19 protein-coding genes are annotated in these 18,029 nt (G+C 69.6%); 11 read left to right on the top strand and 8 right to left on the bottom strand.

Features of this window, described 5'->3' with window-relative positions; translation table 11 throughout:
* Positions 1 to 1,005: 1,005 nt before the first annotated feature.
* Positions 1,006 to 1,899, top strand: coding sequence for a pyridoxal 5'-phosphate synthase lyase subunit PdxS (pdxS, locus tag ADL03_RS39515; RefSeq protein ID WP_053738773.1), 894 nt, complete (start codon positions 1,006 to 1,008; stop codon positions 1,897 to 1,899).
* A gap of 64 nt (positions 1,900 to 1,963) precedes the next feature.
* Here the strand turns inward: pdxS and helR are convergent, their stop codons facing one another.
* Entirely contained in the window at positions 1,964 to 4,135 is a 2,172-nt protein-coding gene (gene helR, locus ADL03_RS39510) for an RNA polymerase recycling motor ATPase HelR (RefSeq protein ID WP_197289053.1), read from the bottom strand.
* A 153-nt stretch (positions 4,136 to 4,288) separates the two neighbouring features.
* Entirely contained in the window at positions 4,289 to 4,843 is a 555-nt protein-coding gene (locus tag ADL03_RS39505; protein WP_063798860.1) for a helix-turn-helix domain-containing protein, read from the bottom strand.
* 57 nt (positions 4,844 to 4,900) lie between these two features.
* Between ADL03_RS39505 and ADL03_RS39500 the strand changes: the two genes are divergently transcribed.
* A complete protein-coding gene (locus ADL03_RS39500; RefSeq protein ID WP_053738771.1) occupies positions 4,901 to 5,620 on the top strand; it encodes an AzlC family ABC transporter permease in 720 nt (239 codons plus the stop codon).
* Entirely contained in the window at positions 5,599 to 5,907 is a 309-nt protein-coding gene (locus tag ADL03_RS39495) for an AzlD domain-containing protein (protein ID WP_053738770.1), read from the top strand. The genes ADL03_RS39500 and ADL03_RS39495 overlap by 22 nt, the downstream gene beginning before the upstream one ends.
* A 10-nt stretch (positions 5,908 to 5,917) precedes the next feature.
* Here ADL03_RS39495 and ADL03_RS39490 read toward each other — a convergent pair whose 3' ends face one another.
* Complete coding sequence (locus ADL03_RS39490; protein WP_053738769.1) at positions 5,918 to 6,358, bottom strand: Lrp/AsnC family transcriptional regulator; 441 nt, start codon at positions 6,356 to 6,358, stop codon at positions 5,918 to 5,920.
* Between the two features lie 74 nt (positions 6,359 to 6,432).
* Between ADL03_RS39490 and ADL03_RS39485 the strand changes: the two genes are divergently transcribed.
* Complete coding sequence (locus ADL03_RS39485; RefSeq protein ID WP_053738768.1) at positions 6,433 to 7,620, top strand: PLP-dependent aspartate aminotransferase family protein; 1,188 nt, start codon at positions 6,433 to 6,435, stop codon at positions 7,618 to 7,620.
* Between the two features lie 76 nt (positions 7,621 to 7,696).
* A complete protein-coding gene (locus tag ADL03_RS39480; RefSeq protein WP_053738767.1) occupies positions 7,697 to 9,097 on the top strand; it encodes an amino acid permease in 1,401 nt (466 codons plus the stop codon).
* A gap of 75 nt (positions 9,098 to 9,172) precedes the next feature.
* Here the strand turns inward: ADL03_RS39480 and ADL03_RS39475 are convergent, their stop codons facing one another.
* Positions 9,173 to 9,808 (bottom strand): GNAT family N-acetyltransferase, encoded by a 636-nt coding sequence (locus ADL03_RS39475; protein ID WP_053738766.1) that lies wholly within the window; start codon positions 9,806 to 9,808, stop codon positions 9,173 to 9,175.
* A 73-nt stretch (positions 9,809 to 9,881) separates the two neighbouring features.
* Here ADL03_RS39475 and pdxT point away from each other — a divergent pair, with 73 nt between their 5' ends.
* The 4 genes from pdxT (at position 9,882) to ADL03_RS39455 (ending at position 12,292) form a co-directional block, all read left to right on the top strand.
* Positions 9,882 to 10,508, top strand: a complete 627-nt coding sequence (gene pdxT, locus ADL03_RS39470) for a pyridoxal 5'-phosphate synthase glutaminase subunit PdxT (protein WP_053738765.1) — start codon at positions 9,882 to 9,884, stop codon at positions 10,506 to 10,508.
* Positions 10,505 to 11,254, top strand: a complete 750-nt coding sequence (locus ADL03_RS39465) for a YebC/PmpR family DNA-binding transcriptional regulator (protein ID WP_053738764.1) — start codon at positions 10,505 to 10,507, stop codon at positions 11,252 to 11,254. Before pdxT ends, ADL03_RS39465 begins: the two co-directional genes overlap by 4 nt.
* A 73-nt stretch (positions 11,255 to 11,327) precedes the next feature.
* The gene (locus ADL03_RS39460) at positions 11,328 to 11,828 is read left to right on the top strand and encodes a DUF4262 domain-containing protein (RefSeq protein ID WP_231642808.1); all 501 of its coding nucleotides are present in this window, start codon (positions 11,328 to 11,330) and stop codon (positions 11,826 to 11,828) included.
* Positions 11,825 to 12,292 carry an N-acetyltransferase gene (locus ADL03_RS39455; protein ID WP_053738762.1) on the top strand — a complete coding sequence of 156 codons (468 nt, stop codon included), beginning with the start codon at positions 11,825 to 11,827 and terminating at the stop codon, positions 12,290 to 12,292. The genes ADL03_RS39460 and ADL03_RS39455 overlap by 4 nt, the downstream gene beginning before the upstream one ends.
* Before the next feature lie 329 nt (positions 12,293 to 12,621).
* Here the strand turns inward: ADL03_RS39455 and ADL03_RS39450 are convergent, their stop codons facing one another.
* Both ADL03_RS39450 and ADL03_RS39445 read right to left on the bottom strand, forming a co-directional pair.
* Positions 12,622 to 13,284: a glycoside hydrolase family 75 protein gene (locus tag ADL03_RS39450; RefSeq protein ID WP_053738761.1), complete on the bottom strand. Its 663-nt coding sequence runs from the start codon at positions 13,282 to 13,284 to the stop codon at positions 12,622 to 12,624.
* An 85-nt stretch (positions 13,285 to 13,369) separates the two neighbouring features.
* Positions 13,370 to 13,933, bottom strand: coding sequence for a TIGR03086 family metal-binding protein (locus ADL03_RS39445; protein WP_197289052.1), 564 nt, complete (start codon positions 13,931 to 13,933; stop codon positions 13,370 to 13,372).
* Between the two features lie 147 nt (positions 13,934 to 14,080).
* Between ADL03_RS39445 and ADL03_RS39440 the strand changes: the two genes are divergently transcribed.
* Positions 14,081 to 15,553 (top strand): peptide MFS transporter, encoded by a 1,473-nt coding sequence (locus ADL03_RS39440; protein ID WP_231642807.1) that lies wholly within the window; start codon positions 14,081 to 14,083, stop codon positions 15,551 to 15,553.
* A gap of 160 nt (positions 15,554 to 15,713) precedes the next feature.
* On the opposite strand, the gene ADL03_RS39435 is transcribed toward ADL03_RS39440, so the two are convergent.
* On the bottom strand, positions 15,714 to 17,003 hold the full coding sequence (locus ADL03_RS39435; RefSeq protein WP_053738759.1) for a cytochrome P450: 1,290 nt from the start codon (positions 17,001 to 17,003) through the stop codon (positions 15,714 to 15,716).
* 31 nt (positions 17,004 to 17,034) lie between these two features.
* Entirely contained in the window at positions 17,035 to 17,628 is a 594-nt protein-coding gene (locus ADL03_RS39430; RefSeq protein ID WP_053738758.1) for a TetR/AcrR family transcriptional regulator, read from the bottom strand.
* A 140-nt stretch (positions 17,629 to 17,768) separates the two neighbouring features.
* Here ADL03_RS39430 and ADL03_RS47705 point away from each other — a divergent pair, with 140 nt between their 5' ends.
* Positions 17,769 to 17,933, top strand: a complete 165-nt coding sequence (locus tag ADL03_RS47705; RefSeq protein WP_157529676.1) for a hypothetical protein — start codon at positions 17,769 to 17,771, stop codon at positions 17,931 to 17,933.
* The last annotated feature ends 96 nt before the right edge of the window (positions 17,934 to 18,029 follow it).

Here is an 18,029-nt window from a genome sequence, read left to right as displayed (position 1 = left end):
GCTGGCGGGTGGAGTGGTCCGGCTTGGGCGTGTGGCCCCCGTTGCCAGCGCGGCGGGTGAGTCGCTGGCGGGTGGAGTGGTCCGGTCGGGGCTTGCGGACCCCTTGCTGGGCTCGTTGGGCTAGCCACTGGCGGGTGGAGCGGTTCGGCTGGGGCTTGTGGACTCGTTGCCGACTCGGTGGGCGAGTTGCTGGCGGGTGGAGTGTCCAGCTGCGGATGGCAGGCCCGTTCGCCACGCTCGTGGGCGGCACGCCGGCGGGTGTGGCGGCCTGGTTGGCTCGCGCACCCCGCCTCGCGAACGCGGGCAGGCTCGCGCAGGGGTCCCCTGTGCACTTGGCTCCCCCGCGACCCAACGTACTCAGGAGCTCTGACAGTTTCGGGCGGTCAAGGCCGCGCTCCGCGTTCCGCGCTCCTGGGGAGGCTCGGTCGCACCCACGGCCACGCCGATCGAGCAAAGCGAGACGACTTCCCCCCGACTGCAGGCAGTCCACACCCGTCGAGCGAAGCGAGACGAGATTCCCCTGACCTCAGGCGGTTGCACGCCCGTCGAGCGAAGCGAGGCGTGTCTACCTTCCCTCGACGGGTAGCGGTGACCAGCCCTTTGACCTGCGATTGGGGCTTGACTTTGAGGGCGGGGCGATATCCTGGTAGGGATCGGCCGGGCTCCTTATGCCCGGTTTTGAAGGCCGACTCATCGCCCCGTTAGAGGCTCGAAGTCAAGCCCCAATCGCGATCGTCGCGAAGCGGCGATGACCCCACAACGTCGTCCCTGCCTGACCAACCACGCACCCAAGGCGACACACGAACGGACCCAACCCAGCCCCGCACCCAAGGCGACAGACAAACGGACCCCAACCCCACCCCACAACCCCAAGTGACAACCGTCACGACCTGCGGTTGATCGCTAAGTGGCCTTCTGATTCCAGCCTCCAGTGGCTTCGTAGAGGTAGCCACGTCAGACCTACGATGACCTCACCGAACTTCTTCCAACTGAAAGGTTGCCCAGGTGAGCACTGATCAGGTCACGGGTACCGCCCGCGTCAAGCGCGGCATGGCCGAGATGCTCAAGGGCGGCGTCATCATGGACGTGGTCGACGCCACCCAGGCGAAGATCGCGGAGGACGCCGGCGCCGTCGCCGTCATGGCGCTCGAGCGCGTGCCCGCGGACATCCGGGCGCAGGGTGGCGTGGCCAGGATGAGTGACCCCGACCTGATCGACGGCATCATCAACGCCGTGTCGATCCCGGTGATGGCCAAGGCCCGCATCGGTCACTTCGTCGAGGCGCAGGTGCTCGCGTCGCTGGGTGTCGACTACATCGACGAGTCCGAGGTGCTGACGCCGGCGGACTACGCGAACCACATCGACAAGTGGGCGTTCACCGTTCCTTTCGTGTGCGGTGCGACGAACCTGGGTGAGGCGCTGCGCCGCATCACCGAGGGTGCGGCGATGATCCGCTCCAAGGGTGAGGCGGGCACCGGTGACGTCTCCAACGCCACCACGCACATGCGCAAGATCCGCCAGGAGATCCGCCGCCTGCAGAACCTGCCCGAGGACGAGCTGTACGTGGCCGCCAAGGAGCTCCAGGCGCCGTACGAGCTGGTCAAGGAGGTCGCGGAGAACGGCAAGCTGCCCGTGGTGCTGTTCACCGCCGGTGGCATCGCGACCCCGGCGGACGCGGCGATGATGATGCAGCTCGGTGCCGAGGGCGTGTTCGTCGGTTCCGGCATCTTCAAGTCCGGCAACCCGGCGCAGCGCGCCGAGGCCATCGTGAAGGCCACCACCTTCCACGACGACCCGGACGTCATCGCCAAGGTCTCGCGTGGCCTGGGTGAGGCCATGGTCGGCATCAACGTGGACGAGATCCCGGAGCCGCACCGCCTGGCCGAGCGCGGCTGGTAGGACGTGGCCGGTAGGACGCGGTAACCGGAAAGGGCGCACCCCGGGCGGGTGCGCCCTTTCCGCGTCAGGCCAGCGAGCTCAGCGCTTCGGGCAACGGGCCGAGGTGCAGGACGCCGAGGCGTTGCGTGGCACGGGTGAGCGCCACGTACAGCTCGGCCGCGCCGCGCGGGCCGTCGGCCATGATCTGCTCGGGCGCGACGACGAGCACCGAGTCGAACTCCAGGCCCTTCGTCTCCGAGGCGGGCACGGTGCCGGGCACGCCGGGCGGGCCGATCACGACGCTCGTGCCCTCCAGCAACGCTTCCGCCGCCTCGAACTCCGCGATCGCCGACGGCAGCTCCGGCTCGGTCACCTTCCGCGCCCAGGGCTGGACACCGTTGGCGCGCACCGACTCCGGGGCCTGGACGTCGGGGGCGAACTCGGCGAGCACGCGGGCAGCGACGGCCATGATCTCGGCGGGGGTGCGGTAGTTGACGGTGAGCGAGCGGTAGACCCACCGGCCCTTCACGTACGGGTCGAGCATGTCGGCCCACGTCACGGCGCCCGCGGCGGTGCGGCGCTGGGCCAGGTCGCCGACGACGGTGAACGAACGGCCCGGGCAGCGTCGCATCAGGACGCGCCAGTCCATTTCGGACAGTTCCTGGGCCTCGTCGACGACGACGTGGCGGTAGGTCCAGCCGCGGTCGGCGGTGGCGCGTTCGGCGAGGGTGCGGGTGTCGTGCTCCTCGAACCGGAACGCCAGGTCCTCCGCCTGCAGGAGGTCGGTGGCGAAGAGGTGGTCCTCGTCGTCCATGTGGTCCTGGCGGTTGGTCATGCTGTCCAGCACGGCCTCGGCGTAGGCGGCCTCCGCCCTGCGCTCCTCCAGCGCCGCCCGCTCACGGGTCATCTCGGTGATCTTGTCGCGGCCCAGCAGGTCGTACAGCTCGTCGAGCAGCGGCACGTCCGAGACGGTCCACGCGGCACCGTCCGCGCGCAGCAGGGCGGGGTCGCCACCGGCGGCGGCCAGGCGGTCGGCCGACGACAGCAGGGACGACAGCAGCGTCTGCGGGGTCAGCACCGGCCACAGGTCGTCCATCGCGGCCAGGAACGTCGCGTCCTCCGCGAGGTCCTTCAGCAGCCCCGACCGCATGTCCTCCCAGCCCTGCTTGTCCTCGCGCGACAGCCAGCCCTTGCCGATGCGCGCGATCGCCCGCTCGGTCAGCACGTAGGTGACGATCTCGACGAACGTGGCGCGCGCCTCGTTGTGCGGCAGGCCGGTGTCGCGGGCCTCCTGACGGGCCCACTCGGCGGTCTCGGCGTTGATGTGGACGGTGATGTCCTTCAGGCCGATCGCGATCGGCTCCTCCGGCAGGCGCTGGCGGTCCGCGACCGCCGCCGCGAGCACGTCCAGCATCTTCAGCGAGCCCTTGAGCCGCGCGGCGTCCGCGGGGTCCTCCGCGGTGACCTTCATGCCGGGCACGAAGTCACCGGCGGTCATGAACACCACGTCGGACTCGCCCAGCGACGGCAGCACCCGCCCGATGTGGTTGAGGAACGCCGGGTTCGGGCCGACGACGAGCACGCCGTGGCGTTCCATCCGCTCCCGCTGCGTGTACAGCAGGTACGCCACGCGGTGCAGCGCCACGACCGTCTTGCCGGTGCCGGGACCGCCCTCGATCACCAGCACGCCGGGGTGGTCGAGCCGGATGATCGCGTCCTGTTCGGACTGGATGGTCGCGACGATGTCGCGCATGCCCTCGCCGCGCGGCGCGTTGACCGCCGCCAGCAACGCCGCGTCACCGCGCTCCTCGGCGTCGGGACGGCCGAAGACCTCGTCGGTGAAGTCGACGAGAGCACGCCGGTTCGTGTGGAACTGACGCCGCCGCCGCATGCCCTCCGAGTTCGCGCCCGTGGCCGTGTAGAACGGCCGCGACGACGGCGCGCGCCAGTCGAGCAGCACCGGCTCGAAGTCGCGTTCCTCGTCGAAGATGCCGATCCGGCCGATGTAGGACACCTCGCCGTCGAGGCTGTCCAGCCGGCCGAAGCACAGGCCGTCGTCGGCCACCTCCAGCCGCTTCATCTCCTTGTGCCGCGCGCGCACTTCCTGGTCACGTTCCATGACCGTTCCACCGGTGCCGCGCAGGGCAGCGGTGAACGCCTCCTGCACGCGCGCGCGGTCCGCATCGAGCCGTGCGTACAGATCAGCAACGTAGGCGCGCTCGGACTGCAGTTCTGCTTCATACCCCTGGTTTGACACGTGCTCCCCAAAGCGCCTGGTTACGGCTTAGGCGATGAGTTTGAGGTATGAACGGGGTCTTGTGGCAAGGGCCCCTGTCTGCTATATGGTTGAGTGGGCAGGAAGCGGAGTTCCGCTTCGGTGCACGGTGCCTCGGGCATGTGGGCGCCGACTTCAGGTCGTGTGCTCCATCACCATCACGGCGGTCGTGCCCGGCTCCAGCGCCTTGCAGATGTGCGGCAGGTCTCCCGGGTAGACGATGTAGTCACCCGGCCCCAGCTCGACCGGGTCGTCGGCGAGCCCGGCGAGGCAGCGGCCGGTCGTCACGACCATGTGCTCGACGCTGCCCGGCACGTGCGGTTCCGACTCGCGGGCGCCGCCCGGTTCGAGTGCCAGCCAGTAGATGTCGTGCTTGGTGCCCGGACGGCACGCCGCGAGCAGCGTTGCGGAGTAGTGCGCGCGCTCGGAGTGGATGACCGGGCCCTGACCGGCGCGGATGACCTGGACGCGGGGGACCGCGGGTTCGACCAGGCTGCTGAACGGGATGCCGAGCGCCACGCCGAGGGCCCAGAGGGTCTCGACGCTCGGGTTGCCGGTCGCCGACTCCAGCTGCGAGAGCGTCGACTTCGCGATGCCCGCCTTCTTGGCCAGCTCGGACAGCGACAGGCCGGTGCGGTCGCGCTCGCGGCGGAGGTTGGCCGCGATCAGGTCGAGTGGTGCGTTCGACACAGAAGTCCAATCGTTCGTCTTGACGAACACCCGGTCAGGTGTTCATCGTATCGGGTGATGCGTTCGACATGGCGAACCCCCGGTGCGGGGTCAATGGATCCAGGGCTGCTGCGTGACGTCACCGCGGTGGCGCTCGGCGCCGCGGTCACCGGTGCCTCCTTCGGCGCGATCTCGGTCGCGTCCGGTCTCCCGTGGTGGCTGCCCGTCCTGATGTCGGTGGCGATCTTCGCGGGAGGCTCCCAGTTCATGGCGGTCGGCATCGTCGCCGCCGGTGGCAGTCCGGCCGCCGCCGTGCTCGCCGGGCTGGTGCTCAACGCGCGGCACCTGCCGTTCGGGCTCGCGATCGGCGACGTCCTGGGCACCGGGTGGCTCGCGCGGATCGTCGGCAGCCACCTGCTGATCGACGAGTCGACGGCCTTCGCGATGGCGCAGAAGGACCCAGCGCGCGCACGGGCGGCCTACTGGGCGTGTGGCGTGTCGCTGTTCTTCAGCTGGAACACCGGTGTGCTGATCGGCGCGCTCGCCGGGCAGGCGATCGGTGATCCGGGGACGTTCGGGCTGGACGCGGCGTTCCCCGCGGCCCTGCTCGCGCTCACGCTGCCCGCGCTCAAGGACGCCGCGACCCGCAACTCCGCGTTGCTCGGGGCCGTGATCGCGCTCGCGGCCACGCCGTTCCTGCCCGCGGGGGTGCCGGTGCTGCTCGCGCTGGCCGGGCTGGTGGCGTTCAGGCCGGCCAAGAAGAAGGAGGAGGAGCCGTGCCCGTCACCGCAGTCCTGATCCTCGCCGCGGGCACGTTCGCGATCCGCTTCGCCGGGCCGCTGCTGCGCGACCGCGTCACGCTGCCGGACCGGGTGCGTGAGCTGCTGTCCGCCTCGGCGACGGTGCTGTTGTTCGCGCTCGTGGCGATCTCGGCATTGACGAGCGGAAAGCAGTTCGGCGGGTGGGCGCTCGCAACCGGTGTCCTGGTCGGCGGGCTCGCGGCATGGCGCAAACTGCCGTTTGTCGCGGTCATTGTGCTGGCCGCGGCGACCACGGCCGGTTTGCGGCTCATCGGCGTGGCATAGGCGTTCGCAATCAGTACTTGCGAACGTGGGAAAAGAGCAGATTCGTGTGCACCTCGGTCACTTCCCGCCGGCTGGTGAACTTGTCCAGCACGAGTCGTTGCAGATGACCGACGTCCGACACGGCGACGTGCACGAGGAAATCCTCCGGGCCGGTCACGTGGGACAGCGCGAGCGTTTCCGGCAGGCCCAGCACGTAGGCCATGAACGGGTCGACGATCTCCTTGGTGTGCGGCCGGATCTTCAACGCGAGCATCGCCTGCACCGGCCGTCCCACCGCGCCCAGGTCGATCTCCGCGTGGTAGCCGGTGATCACCCCGCGGTCCCGCAGCGCGCGGTGCCGCACGACGGCGGTGGACTGTGCGACGTTCACGCGTTCGGCCAGGTCCTTGTTCTGCAGCCGCGCGTCCTTCCGCAGCTCCCGCACGATGGCCTCGTCGATCGAATCCAGCACGGCGAATCACCCTTCCACCGAAACCTGTGCGGTGTTGTGCCCACTCTGCCGAGGAAGTCTCCACCATTCCGGTCATGACGCGCATCGAGACCATCGCAGTGCATGGCGGCCGCGAAGACCTCGCCGAGCTGGGTGTGCACGCTCCTCCCATCGACCTGTCCACCACCTACCCCGTGCCCGACCAGGTGCAGGGCGGGGCGGCGCTGGGCGAGTGGGCCACCGGGGCGGCGCACGCCGCGTCGCCGGTGTACGCCCGGTTGCACAACCCGACCGTGGCGCGGTTCGAACAGGCGCTGGCCGCGCTGGAGCACACCGAGGCGGCCGTGGCGTTCGGCAGCGGCATGGCCGCGGTGACCGCCGTGGTCCAGGCCGCGTGCGTGATGGCCGGAAAACCGCACGTCGTGGCCGTGCGGCCGCTGTACGGCGGCACCGACCACCTGCTGTCGTCCGGTCTGCTGGGCGTCACCACGACCTACGCCGAGGCCGGCCGGGTGTCCGCCGCGATCCGGCCGGACACCGGGCTGGTCGTCGTCGAGACGCCGGCCAACCCCAACCTCGACGTCGTCGACATCGAGCACGTCGTGCGGCAGGCCGGCCCGGTTCCGGTCATGGTGGACAACACCTTCGCCACGCCGATCCTGCAGAACCCGGCGCTGCACGGGGCGTCGTACGTGCTGCACTCCGGCACCAAGTACCTGGGCGGGCACGGTGACGTGCTCGGCGGCGTCGTGGCCTGCGCCGAGGAGCGCGCGGCGGCGTTGCGGCAGGTCAGGATCATCACCGGCGCCGTGCTGCACCCGCTGGGCGGCTACCTGCTGCACCGCGGGCTCGCCACCCTGCCGCTGCGGGTCGAGGCGGCGTCGCGATCGGCCGCGGTGCTCGCGGCACGGCTGGCCGAGCACGACGCCGTGGAGTTCGTGCGCTACCCGTCCGCGTCGCGGCAGCTGCGGGGGACCGGCGCGATGATCGCGTTCGGCGTGCACGGCGACCCGGCCGAGGTCGTGCGGCGGCTGCGGCTCGTGACGCCCGCCGTCTCGCTGGGCTCGGTGGACACGCTGATCGAACACCCCTCCGCGCTCACCCACCGGCTCGTTCCCGGCGAAGAACTGCGTGCATCGGGAGTTCCGGACAATTTGCTGCGCATTTCCGTCGGATTGGAGCACGTCGAGGACATTTGGGAGGATCTCGACGCCGCACTGTGTGACGTCGCTTACGTTAAGTCTTCCCCAACTGATTTCTTGGTGATGACCGCCACTCACTAAGGTTCCGACGCATCAGCGCGTCGGGGCGCGGGAGGTTCCGACGCGAGCATTTTTCCGTTTCGGAAGGAACCTCTTCGTGAGTTCTGTGGAAACTGATGCGGACGGCTACACCAAGGCGCTGAGCAAGCGCCAGGTGCAGATGATCGCAATCGGTGGCGCGATCGGCGTCGGCCTCTTCCTGGGCGCGGGCGGACGCCTCGCCGCGGCGGGGCCGTCGCTGATCCTGTCCTACGCGTTGTGCGGCCTCGCGGCGTTCTTCGTCATGCGCGCGCTGGGTGAGCTCGTCCTGCACCGCCCGGTCGCCGGCAGCTTCGTGGAGTACGCCCGCGAGTTCATCGGCCCGTGGGCGGGCTTCACATCCGGCTGGATGTACTGGGTCAACTGGGCGATGACCGGCATCGCCGAGATCACCGCCGTCGCGATCTACATGCACAAGTGGTTCCCCGACATGCCGCAGTGGATCACCGCGCTGGTGGCGCTGGTCGTGCTCGTCGCGATCAACATGCTGTCCGTGAAGCTGTTCGGCGAGCTGGAGTTCTGGTTCAGCGTCATCAAGGTGACCGCGATCGTCGTCTTCCTGGTCACCGGCATCGGCCTGGTGATCGGCGCCGCGGACATCGGCGGCACCACCGCCTCGGTCTCCAACACCCTGGGCCACGGCGGCCTGTTCCCGGCCGGCTTCGGCGTCGCGCTGATGACCCTGCAGGCCGTGATCTTCGCCTACTCGGCCATCGAGCTGGTCGGCATCGCGGCCGGCGAGACCAAGGACCCCGAGAAGATCATGCCGCGCGCGATCAACGGCGTGGTCTACCGCATCGCGATCTTCTACGTCGGTTCGGTGCTGCTGCTGACGATGCTGCTGCCGTGGGACCACTACACCGGCACCGAGTCGCCGTTCGTGACCGTGTTCTCGGCACTGGGCATCCCGGCGGTCGGCGACATCATGAACGCCGTGGTGCTGACGGCCGCGCTGTCGTCGTGCAACTCGGGCCTGTACTCCACCGGCCGCATCCTGCGCTCGCTCGCGCAGAAGGGCGAGGCGCCCGCGATCACCGGCCGGATGAACTCCCGGCACGTGCCCTACGGCGGCATCCTGTTCACCGGCATCGCGTACCTGTTCGGCGTGGTGCTGAACTACGTCGTGCCGAAGGACGCGTTCGACATCGCGATCGCCGTCGCGTCGCTGGGTGTCGTGTCGACGTGGGCCACGCTGATCGTCTGCCAGATGAAGCTGCGGCAGAAGGCGTTGAGGGGCGAGGTCGAACGGCCCTCGTACCGGATGCCCGGCGCGCCGTACACGTCGTGGGCGACGCTCGCGTTCCTCGCGCTGGTGGTCGGGCAGATGGCGTTCTCGACCGGTCACGCCGAACGGATCGCGTTCTGGTCGATCCCCGGCCTGGCCCTGGTGCTGTTCCTCGGCTGGCGCTTCGTGAAGTCCCGCCGGCCGCAGCCGGAGGCACTGGTCACCGTCGACTGACCACGTTCGCCGACGCCACGCGGGGCGCTTCCGCACGACAGGATCGTGCGCAAGCGCCCCGCGTGGCGTTCCGGGTCAGGCGACGGGCAGGTGCGCGGCGGTCACGGGGGAGACGACGGTCCAGCCGAGCCCGCGGTAGAGGGCGAGACCGGCCTCGGTGGCGACCAGCACGGCGCGCGTCGCGCCACGGGCAGCGGCGGCCCGCGTCAGCTCGGACATGACCACGCTGCCCAGGCCACGCCTGCGGTGCGCCGGATCGGTCTCCACGACGTCGATGACGGCGGCACGGCCGTGCACCGCCACCCGGCCCTTCGCCGCGACCTCGCCCCCGGCCAGCACGACGGCGTCGCGCACGTCGCCGGTGCCGCGCAGCTCCACGGCGTAGGGCGCCGGCGGGGTGACGGGCGCTCGCACGCCCAGCTCGACGCTCATCAGGTACTCCGGCGCGCCGACCGTCCACGCCGGGGTCAGCAACGGCCGCACCTGCTCTGGTGCACCGCAGACCTTCAGCCACGTGCCGGGCTCGGTCAGCGCGGCGGCCCGCGGACCGGCGGCCGACGCCTCTGGCAGCACGTGGCGGACCAGGTGCCCCGGCAGCCCGACGTCGACGCGGAAGCCGTCGGGTTCCTCGACGGGCTCGGGGGTGCCGCGCGACAGCGCCCAGCCCCGCACCCAGTCGGCCACGACCGCGGCGGTGTGCGACTCGATCATGTGCCGATCCTGCCCCACCCGGCGCGGCGGACCGGCAAAGAGCGCACTGACCACCTCGAATAAGCTGGTCGGCATGGTTGTCGCTGCCCCACCCGTCATCGGCGTGCTCGCCCTGCAGGGTGACGTCCAGGAGCACCTCGTCTCCCTCGCCCAGTGCGACGTCACTGCGCGTCCGATCCGCCGCCCGGAGGAGCTCGACGAGCTCGACGGCATCGTCATCCCCGGCGGCGAGTCGACGACGATGAGCAAGCTGCTCGACAACTTCGAGCTGCTCGAACCGCTCCAGGCCAAGATCAAGGCCGGTTTCCCCGCCTACGGGTCGTGCGCGGGCATGATCCTGCTGGCGAACAACGTGCTCGACGGCCGCGAGGACCAGCACCAGCTCGGTGGCCTGGACGTCACGGTGCGCCGCAACGCGTTCGGCCGGCAGGTCGACTCGTTCGAGACCGACCTCGACCTGGCCGGCGAGACGGTTCACGCCGTGTTCATCCGGGCACCTTGGGTGGAGGCGGTGAGCGGCGAGGTCGAGGTCCTCGCTACGGTGCCCGTCACGGCGGAAGCAGGGGACGCCGCCGGTAGGATCGTCGCGGTCAGGCAGGGCAACGTGCTGGCGACGGCGTTCCACCCGGAGCTCACGGGGGACGATCGCGTTCACCGCCTGTTCGTTGACATGGTCCGTAGTTCGACGGAGGAGAAATGAGCGGCCACTCAAAGTGGGCGACCACCAAGCACAAGAAGGCCGCTATTGACGCCAAGCGCGGCAAGCTCTTCGCGCGGCTGATCAAGAACATCGAGGTGGCGGCCAGGACCGGTGGCGGCGACCCGGACGGCAACCCCACGCTGTACGACGCGATCCAGAAGGCCCGGAAGAACTCGGTGCCCCTGGACAACATCGAGCGCGCCCGCAAGCGCGGTGGCGGCGAGGAAGCCGGCGGCGCCGACTGGCAGACCATCATGTACGAGGGCTACGGGCCCAACGGTGTCGCGGTGCTCATCGAGTGCCTCACCGACAACCGCAACCGTGCCGCGACCGAGGTCCGCACGGCCATGACCCGCAACGGCGGTTCGATGGCCGACCCCGGTTCGGTGTCGTACATGTTCAGCCGCAAGGGCGTCGTCATCGTCCCGAAGGCGGGCACGACCGAGGACGACGTGATGCTGGCGGTGCTCGAAGCGGGCGCGGAGGAGGTCAACGACCTGGGTGAGGCCTTCGAGGTCGTCTCCGAGGCCGGCGACCTGATCCCCGTGCGCAAGGCGTTGCAGGACGCGGGCATCGACTACGAGTCGGCCGAGTCGAGCTTCCTGCCGTCGGTCTCGGTGGCACTGGAGGCCGAGGGCGCCAAGAAGATCTTCAAGCTGATCGACGCGCTGGAGGACTGCGACGACGTGCAGAACGTCTTCGCGAACTTCGACGTGTCCGACGAGGTCATGGCCGAGGTCGGCTGAGCTCTCGCAGCGACCGGCGGGCGGGTGGGCCAGGCGGCTCACCCGCCCGTTCGGCTTGCGTAGGGTGGGTTTCGTGCTTTCCGACGAGGACATCGAGTTGCGTGCCCGGCTGCTCTCACTGGCCGACCGGCACGGTCACGCCACCATCGTCGTGCCGCCCGACGCCGAGGGGGCGGGCTACGTCTTCTCGGTCGGCGCGTGGCGGCGGTTCGGTGTGGCCGAGGCGGTCGTGATCGGGCTCGACCAGGGCATGGGCGAGACGCTGGTAAACGCCTACGTGAAGCGCGCCAGCGCGGGCGAGCGGTTCGTGCCCGGCCAGTTGTACTTCGACTTCTTCAACGGCGTGCCGGTCACGTTCGAACGCGTCTACAAGGGCTTCTACCCGGAGTTCTTCGGCAGCGCCTACCTGCTCTACGACGGCGCGGAGTTCGCCGCGGTGCAGATCATCGTGCCGACGCCGCAGGGCCACTGGCCGTGGCAGCCGGACGCGCCGGCCGGGTTCGGCGACCACCAGCTCGTGCTGACCGAGAGCGGTGTGCCGGAGAGCTGGACGCCGGGGGTCAACGGGCCGTGAGCGTCGACATCAGGCCGTTGAGCACCGCCCACGCGGGCGAGCTCGTGACCGTGCAACGGGCCGCGTACCTGGCCGAGGCCCGCCGCTACGCCGCGTGGGACCTGCCGCCGCTGGTCGAGACGCTGCGCCAGGTCGAGGACCACATCGCCTCCGGGCAGCCCGCGCTCGGCGCGTTCGACGGCCACCGGCTCGTCGGCAGCGTGCGCGGCAACGTCGACGGCGACCGCATGGAGGTCGCGCGCCTGTTCGTGGCACCCGACCAGCAGGGCCGCGGGATCGGCAGGAGGCTGCTCGACGCCGCCGCCGGCGCCACCCCGTCCGGCGTCGACGTCCTGTGGCTGTTCACCGGCGCGCGCAGCGAGGAGAACCTCCGGCTGTACGAGAGCGCCGGGTTCGTCCGCGTCGGCGAGCGCGTCGACGGGCTGGGCATCACACTCGTCACGTTGGAGCGGAAGGTCATCTGACGTTCAGGGGCCGGTCACGCGGACCTGGCAGAGTCCTGAACGGTCCACCCACGACCAACCACCGGTGCGGACGTCGATCACACTTCGGCTGATCCGTCCGGCACCCGCGCCCCCTGGCACATCCCGGTGCCGGGGGGCGCGTCGCGTTTTCGCGCCACGTTGTCCGGAGGTCGTTGTCCGGTACCGGCTCACCGACACCGGACAACGCCGAACCCGGTAGAAAAGCGGGGCGGCCGGAACCGGGGGTGCTCCACAGGCCGCGAGTGGGGGATGAGCGCCCCGCCACGCAGGAGGCGAGGGGGATGCGGGGCGGGGCGCTTGCACCACTGTCAGTTCTCGTTCAAGAACTTCTGGGCCAGCGCTTCACCCTGGGAGGTCGCCTTTCCGTGGTCCTCGATGGGCGACACCTTCGAGCTCTTGAAGTACAGGTAGTGCACCGGGCCGTCGGACCCGCCGTTCTCCGGGTCCGGGTTGATGCCCAGGTTCACGGCGGAGGCGTAGGAGGCCTCACCGATGATCGCGGTCGGCCCCGTGTCACCGACCACCGCGTAGTCGACCCGGTTGTTGTGGATGACGGCGACGACGCCACCGCCCTGGATGCCGAACTTGCGGTAGTCCCACGTGCTGCTGGGCGAGGGCACGACCACGTACGGGAGCTTGTCCGCGACCAGCGGCCTGCCCGCCGAGTCGTGGAACGCGGTGTCGGGCTGGAACCACGGGTCGGTGTCCTCGTTGCACCTCGTGGTGCGCTGGCCGTCGCAGTCGACGTCCAGGTCGGCCTTGTACCAGACCGCGCCGTTCTTGCCGCAGACCGGAACGGTCGCGGCCGTCTCGGAGTCGGTGCGGTACTTGCCGTTGGAGATCTGCTGGCACGACGTCAGCTTGGCCAGCAGCTGTGCCGCGCTGGGGCCGGCGGCGTGGGCGGCGGGGGAGGACAGCAGGGAGGCCACGAGCGCGGACACGGCGAGAAGCCCTGGGGCGAGCTTGCGCATTGCCACCTCTTTCGACAGGTAACTTTCCTGACTAAGAGCGGCGGTGCAGTTACGGTGCGCCACGCGCCTCACGGGTGTCAAGGCGCTACGGCTTACGTCCCAGTAGTCCTATCAGTCGCGTTTGGTCGTCCGCGTCCGCTGCGACCGGTACCGGTGAGTCGAACAACGAAGAACCGCTCCACTCCTCGATGTTGCGTTCCACGTACCGCAGGAGCGTGCTCGCCAGGTCCGGGTCGATCCGCTCGTCGGCACCGATCGACCGCGCCAGGTCCCACGCGTGCACGGCGAGGTCGGCCGTCATCTGCCAGCAGTACTCGGCCGCGTCGATCAGCCCCGCCGAGACGTGCACCCGGCGGGACAACGCGCCGGGCTCCAGCCACGCCTCGCGCGCCGCCGCGGCCGCCAGGACCCAGGACACCAGCGGGTCGTCGCCCAGGTTGTCGTGGTCGAACCGGTCGCCGACCTGCTCGGGCGTGCACCCGGCCAGCAGCTCCGGCGCCCAGAGCTGTTCGTAGACCAGATGGCCCACCAGATCCCTGACCGACCACTCCCGGCACGGGGTACCCAGCACCCACTGGTCGGGGGCGATGTCCCGCACCCGGCGGTCGAACTCCGTCATCGCGAGGCCGTGCGCCTGGATCAAGTCCACCCCAGCAGTGCATCAAATCCGGCCCGGCTCCGCACTCCGGCGTGAGAGTTGGGCCACCCGGACGCAACCCGACTACAAACCGTACGAGCGTTCGGCGTAATGTGCACCGGATCCGCCGTGACATCGTTGACACGAGAGGACGATGACGTGAGCGCCCCTAGCGCCAGCATCCCCGAAAAACAGGACACGGGTTTCTTCGGGCACCCCCGAGGCCTGTCCACGCTCTTCTTCACCGAACTGTGGGAGCGGTTCTCGTTCTACGGGATGAAGGCCATCCTCGGCCTCTACCTGTGGACAGCCGTGTCCGAGGGCGGGCTCGGCGTCGACAAGGCGCTGGCGCTGTCCGTGGTGGCCATCTACGGCACCGCGGTCTACATGTCCGGTGTCGCCGGCGGTTGGCTCGCCGACCGCGTGTGGGGTGGCCAGCGCGCCACGTTCTACGGCGGCGTCCTGATCATGTTCGGCCACATCGCGCTGGCGCTGCCGATCGGCATCACGGGCGTGTACCTCGGCCTGGTCCTCATCGTCTTCGGCACCGGCCTGCTCAAGCCGAACATCTCGACCGTCGTCGGCGGCCTGTACGACAAGACCGACACGCGCCGCGACGCCGGTTTCACCGTCTTCTACATGGCGATCAACATCGGTGGCTTCGTGTCGCCGCTGATCACCGGCGCGCTCGCGGACGGCATCGGCTTCCACGCCGGCTTCGCCGTCGCCGCGGTCGGCATGGCGCTGGGCCTCACCCAGTACCGCCTGGGCCGCAAGCACCTGCGCGGCTCCGCCGCCGTCGCGCCGAACCCGCTGCCGCACCAGGAGAAGGGCCGCGTCTACGGCCTCATCGCGGGCATCGCGGTCGTCATCGCCGCGCTCGGCGTCGTGGCGTACCTCCTCGGTGACGTCGAGGGCGTCATCCTGATGATCAGCATCATGTCGATCGTCCTGCCGATCGCGTACTTCACCGTGATGCTGCGCAGCAAGAAGACGCTGCCGGAGGAAAAGCCGCGGGTCGTCGCCTACATCCCGCTGTTCGTCGCGGCCGCGATGTTCTGGCTGATCTTCGAGCAGAGCGCCTCGGTGATCGCCGAGTTCGCCGACTCGCACGTCGACAACCACGTGTTCGGCTGGGAGTTCCCGGTCGCGTGGTTCCAGTCGATCAACCCGATCATGATCATCGCCCTGGCGCCGGTGTTCGCGCTGCTGTGGGTGAAGCTCGGCCGCCGCGCGCCGTCCACGCCGCGCAAGTTCGCCGGTGCGCTCGTGCTCGTCGGCCTGTCGTTCGTGCTCATGTACTTCGCGAGCAACTCGGCGGCCGACGGCAAGGTGACGCCGCTCTGGCTCGTGCTGATGTTCCTGATCATGACCGCCGGCGAGCTCATGCTGTCGCCGGTCGGCCTGTCGGTCACGACGAAGCTGGCGCCGCGCGCGTTCGCCTCGCAGACGATGAGCCTGTGGTTCCTCGCGACCTCGGCCGGTACCGGTGTGGCCGCGCAGCTGGTGAAGTTCTACACGACGAGCCCGTCGGCGTACTTCCTCACGCTGGGTGGCGCGGCGGTCGTCCTCGGCGTCGCGCTGGCGCTGGCCGCCCCGCTCATCCGGAAGCTGATGTCGGGCGTCGAGTAGCGGTCCGGGACACAAGGCGAGAGGGAGGCCCGTCGCGGCGGCGGTGCGGCGGGTCTCCCTCTCACCTTCAAGGATGCACTACGGAGATGTGTCATTGGGGCACGAACATTGCTCCACGCGGGTGAAGTAGGCCACGTGCTTCCGCGAATTTCGCCCCACGTCAGGTCGACTTCACCGCCAGTGGTCGTTTGGACGCGTTCGCTCGAACCGGAAGTCGCAACGCGCCGCGGATGAGCCTCGACCTGCGCCGCGCGATCGGGCCGTCCGGCGCGAGGTCCGGGAAGCGCTTGAACAGCTCGTGCAACGCGATCGCGCCCTCGATGCGGGACAGCCCGGCGCCGACGCAGTAGTGGATGCCCGCGGAGAACGCGAGGTGCTCGCGCGCGTTGGACCGCGTCGGGTCGAACCGGTGCGGGTCGCGGAACGTGCGCGGGTCCCGGTTGGCCGCCGCGAGCAGCAGCATGACCGGCATGCCCTTCGGCACGGACACCCCGGCCAGCTCAACGCGTTCCCGCGGCCAGCGGATCGTGTACTGCACCGGCGGGTCCAGCCGCAGGACCTCCTCGACGAACCCCTCCGCGTACTCCGGGCTCTGCGCGAGCGGCGCCACCGTGTGCGGGTTCTCGAACGCCTTCAGCACGCCGTTGCTGATCAGGTTGACCGTCGTCTCGAAGCCGGCGAAGAGCAGCAGTCCCGTGGTGGCGACGAGGTCCTCGCGGCTGAGGTCCTCGTGCTGGGTCACCAGGTGGCTGACGATGTCGTCCTGCGGGTTGCGCCGCCGTTCGGCCATCAGGCCGTCGATGAAGTCGTTGTACTCGACGATCGTGGCGTGCAGGCCCTTGAGCTGCTTGTACGACCACACGCCGTCGAGGGTCTCCGCGAGCGACGAACCCCAGCGCGCGAAGAGCGCCTTGTCGTCGTCGGGCACGCCCAGCAGGTCCGCGATCACCTGGATCGGCACCTGCGACGCGAACTCCTCCACCACGTCGAACCGGCCGTCCAGCCGGTCGAGGTAGCCCGTGACGATCTTCTGGATGGACGCGGTGCGGTCCTTCAGGGCCCGTGGCGTGAAGAACGGCTGGACGAGCTTGCGCAGCCGCGTGTGGTCCGGCGGGTTCTTCATCAGGAACGAGTCCTGCACCGGGTTCACGACCTTGTGGCCGTCCTGGACCAGCGTGATCGAGACCATTGACGCCTCGTCGAACGTCGCCGTCAGGAACCGCGGGTCGCGCAGCACCGAGTCGCACAACTCCCGTGACGGCGTGACGTACGCACCCATCCTGCTGCGCACCATGTCGCCCTTGGCGCGCACCTTCTCGTACATCGCGTACGGGTCGCGGTCCGGTGGCGAGGACATGACACCCGCGTACGGGTCACCGATCAGCGCGTAGCCGCGCACGAGAGAGCGGAGTGCGAAGAACTGGGCGGCGGTCTTCAGCGTGGACGGCATGCGTCCACATTGAGGTGTGCGGTGCGCAGCTTCAAGAGCTCCGGCGGTGGCGGCGCACGGTTTCTTCGACCAGGTCGAGCACCGGCTCCATGTCGTCGGCGGGCAGCCCCATCGCCAGGTGCGACACCAGCCCCTCCAGCACGAGCTCCAGGAAGCTCGTCAGGACGGTCACGTCGACGTCGTCACGCAGGTTGCCGGCCTCGCGCTGGCGCAGCAGCCGCTGGCGGGTGGCCGCCGTGAGCTGCTCGGACCGCTCGGCCCACCGGGCGCGGAAGTCCGGGTCGGTGCGCAGCCGGCGGGAGACCTCCAGCCGCGTGCCCAGCCAGTCGGCCGCGTGCTCCTCGTCGCGCTTCTCGGGCTCTTCGAGGAGATCGCGCATGACCTGCACCAGGCCCTGCTCGGCCACCACGTCCGCCATCCGCAGCGCGTCGTCCTCGGCGAGGGCGAGGAACAGCGACTCCTTGTCGCGGAAGTGGTGGAAGATCGCACCGCGGGACAGTCCCGTCGCCTCTTCCAGGCGGCGTACCGTGGCACCCTCGTAGCCGTGGCGTGCGAAGCAGGCACGCGCACCGTCGAGGATCTGACGACGGCGGGCGTCTAGGTGGTCCTGACTGACCCTGGGCACCTGGAGATGGTCCCAGGCGGAGGGCGGGAAATCCAATCCGTACGTACGGATTGGACAGCTCCATCCGTGTGATCCTTTCGAGTGGATCATCGGCCGGGCTTGCGCCGACGCCCGTGCCCGCACCAATATCCTCCACCGCCATGGAGCCGCAGGAGATCGTCACGCTGTCGGCGCTCGCCGAGCGCCTCGGGTGGCGGCAGCGCGTCCCGACCGGCGTCCACGTGGTCGACCTCCTGCTGAGCCGCACGGCCACCGACCTCATCTCGGCGCTGGCGGACGACCGGGACCGCGAACGGCCCAGGTAAGCGCTTTCCAGCACTTGGCGGGGACTTGACTCGGACTGTCACGCGGTGGTGTGATCTGCGCGACAGTTAGTAAACTTTCTTTCCGATAACTGAACC

The sequence above is a fragment of the Nocardia sp. NRRL S-836 genome, from assembly GCF_001279525.1.
GTDB lineage: Bacteria > Actinomycetota > Actinomycetes > Mycobacteriales > Pseudonocardiaceae > Lentzea.
Note: the sequence above shows the minus strand (reverse complement) of the source record. Positions and strands in the feature narration are given on the sequence as shown.

Coding starts and splice junctions, on each gene's coding strand:
- ADL03_RS39500 (WP_053738771.1), top strand. CDS start 4,901: ATGCGTTCGACATGGCGAACCCCCGGTGCGGGGTCAATGGATCCAGGG.
- ADL03_RS39485 (WP_053738768.1), top strand. CDS start 6,433: ATGACGCGCATCGAGACCATCGCAGTGCATGGCGGCCGCGAAGACCTC.
- ADL03_RS39475 (WP_053738766.1), bottom strand. CDS start 9,808: ATGATCGAGTCGCACACCGCCGCGGTCGTGGCCGACTGGGTGCGGGGC.
- pdxT (WP_053738765.1), top strand. CDS start 9,882: ATGGTTGTCGCTGCCCCACCCGTCATCGGCGTGCTCGCCCTGCAGGGT.
- ADL03_RS39465 (WP_053738764.1), top strand. CDS start 10,505: ATGAGCGGCCACTCAAAGTGGGCGACCACCAAGCACAAGAAGGCCGCT.
- ADL03_RS39450 (WP_053738761.1), bottom strand. CDS start 13,284: ATGCGCAAGCTCGCCCCAGGGCTTCTCGCCGTGTCCGCGCTCGTGGCC.
- ADL03_RS39435 (WP_053738759.1), bottom strand. CDS start 17,003: ATGCCGTCCACGCTGAAGACCGCCGCCCAGTTCTTCGCACTCCGCTCT.
- ADL03_RS47705 (WP_157529676.1), top strand. CDS start 17,769: ATGGAGCCGCAGGAGATCGTCACGCTGTCGGCGCTCGCCGAGCGCCTC.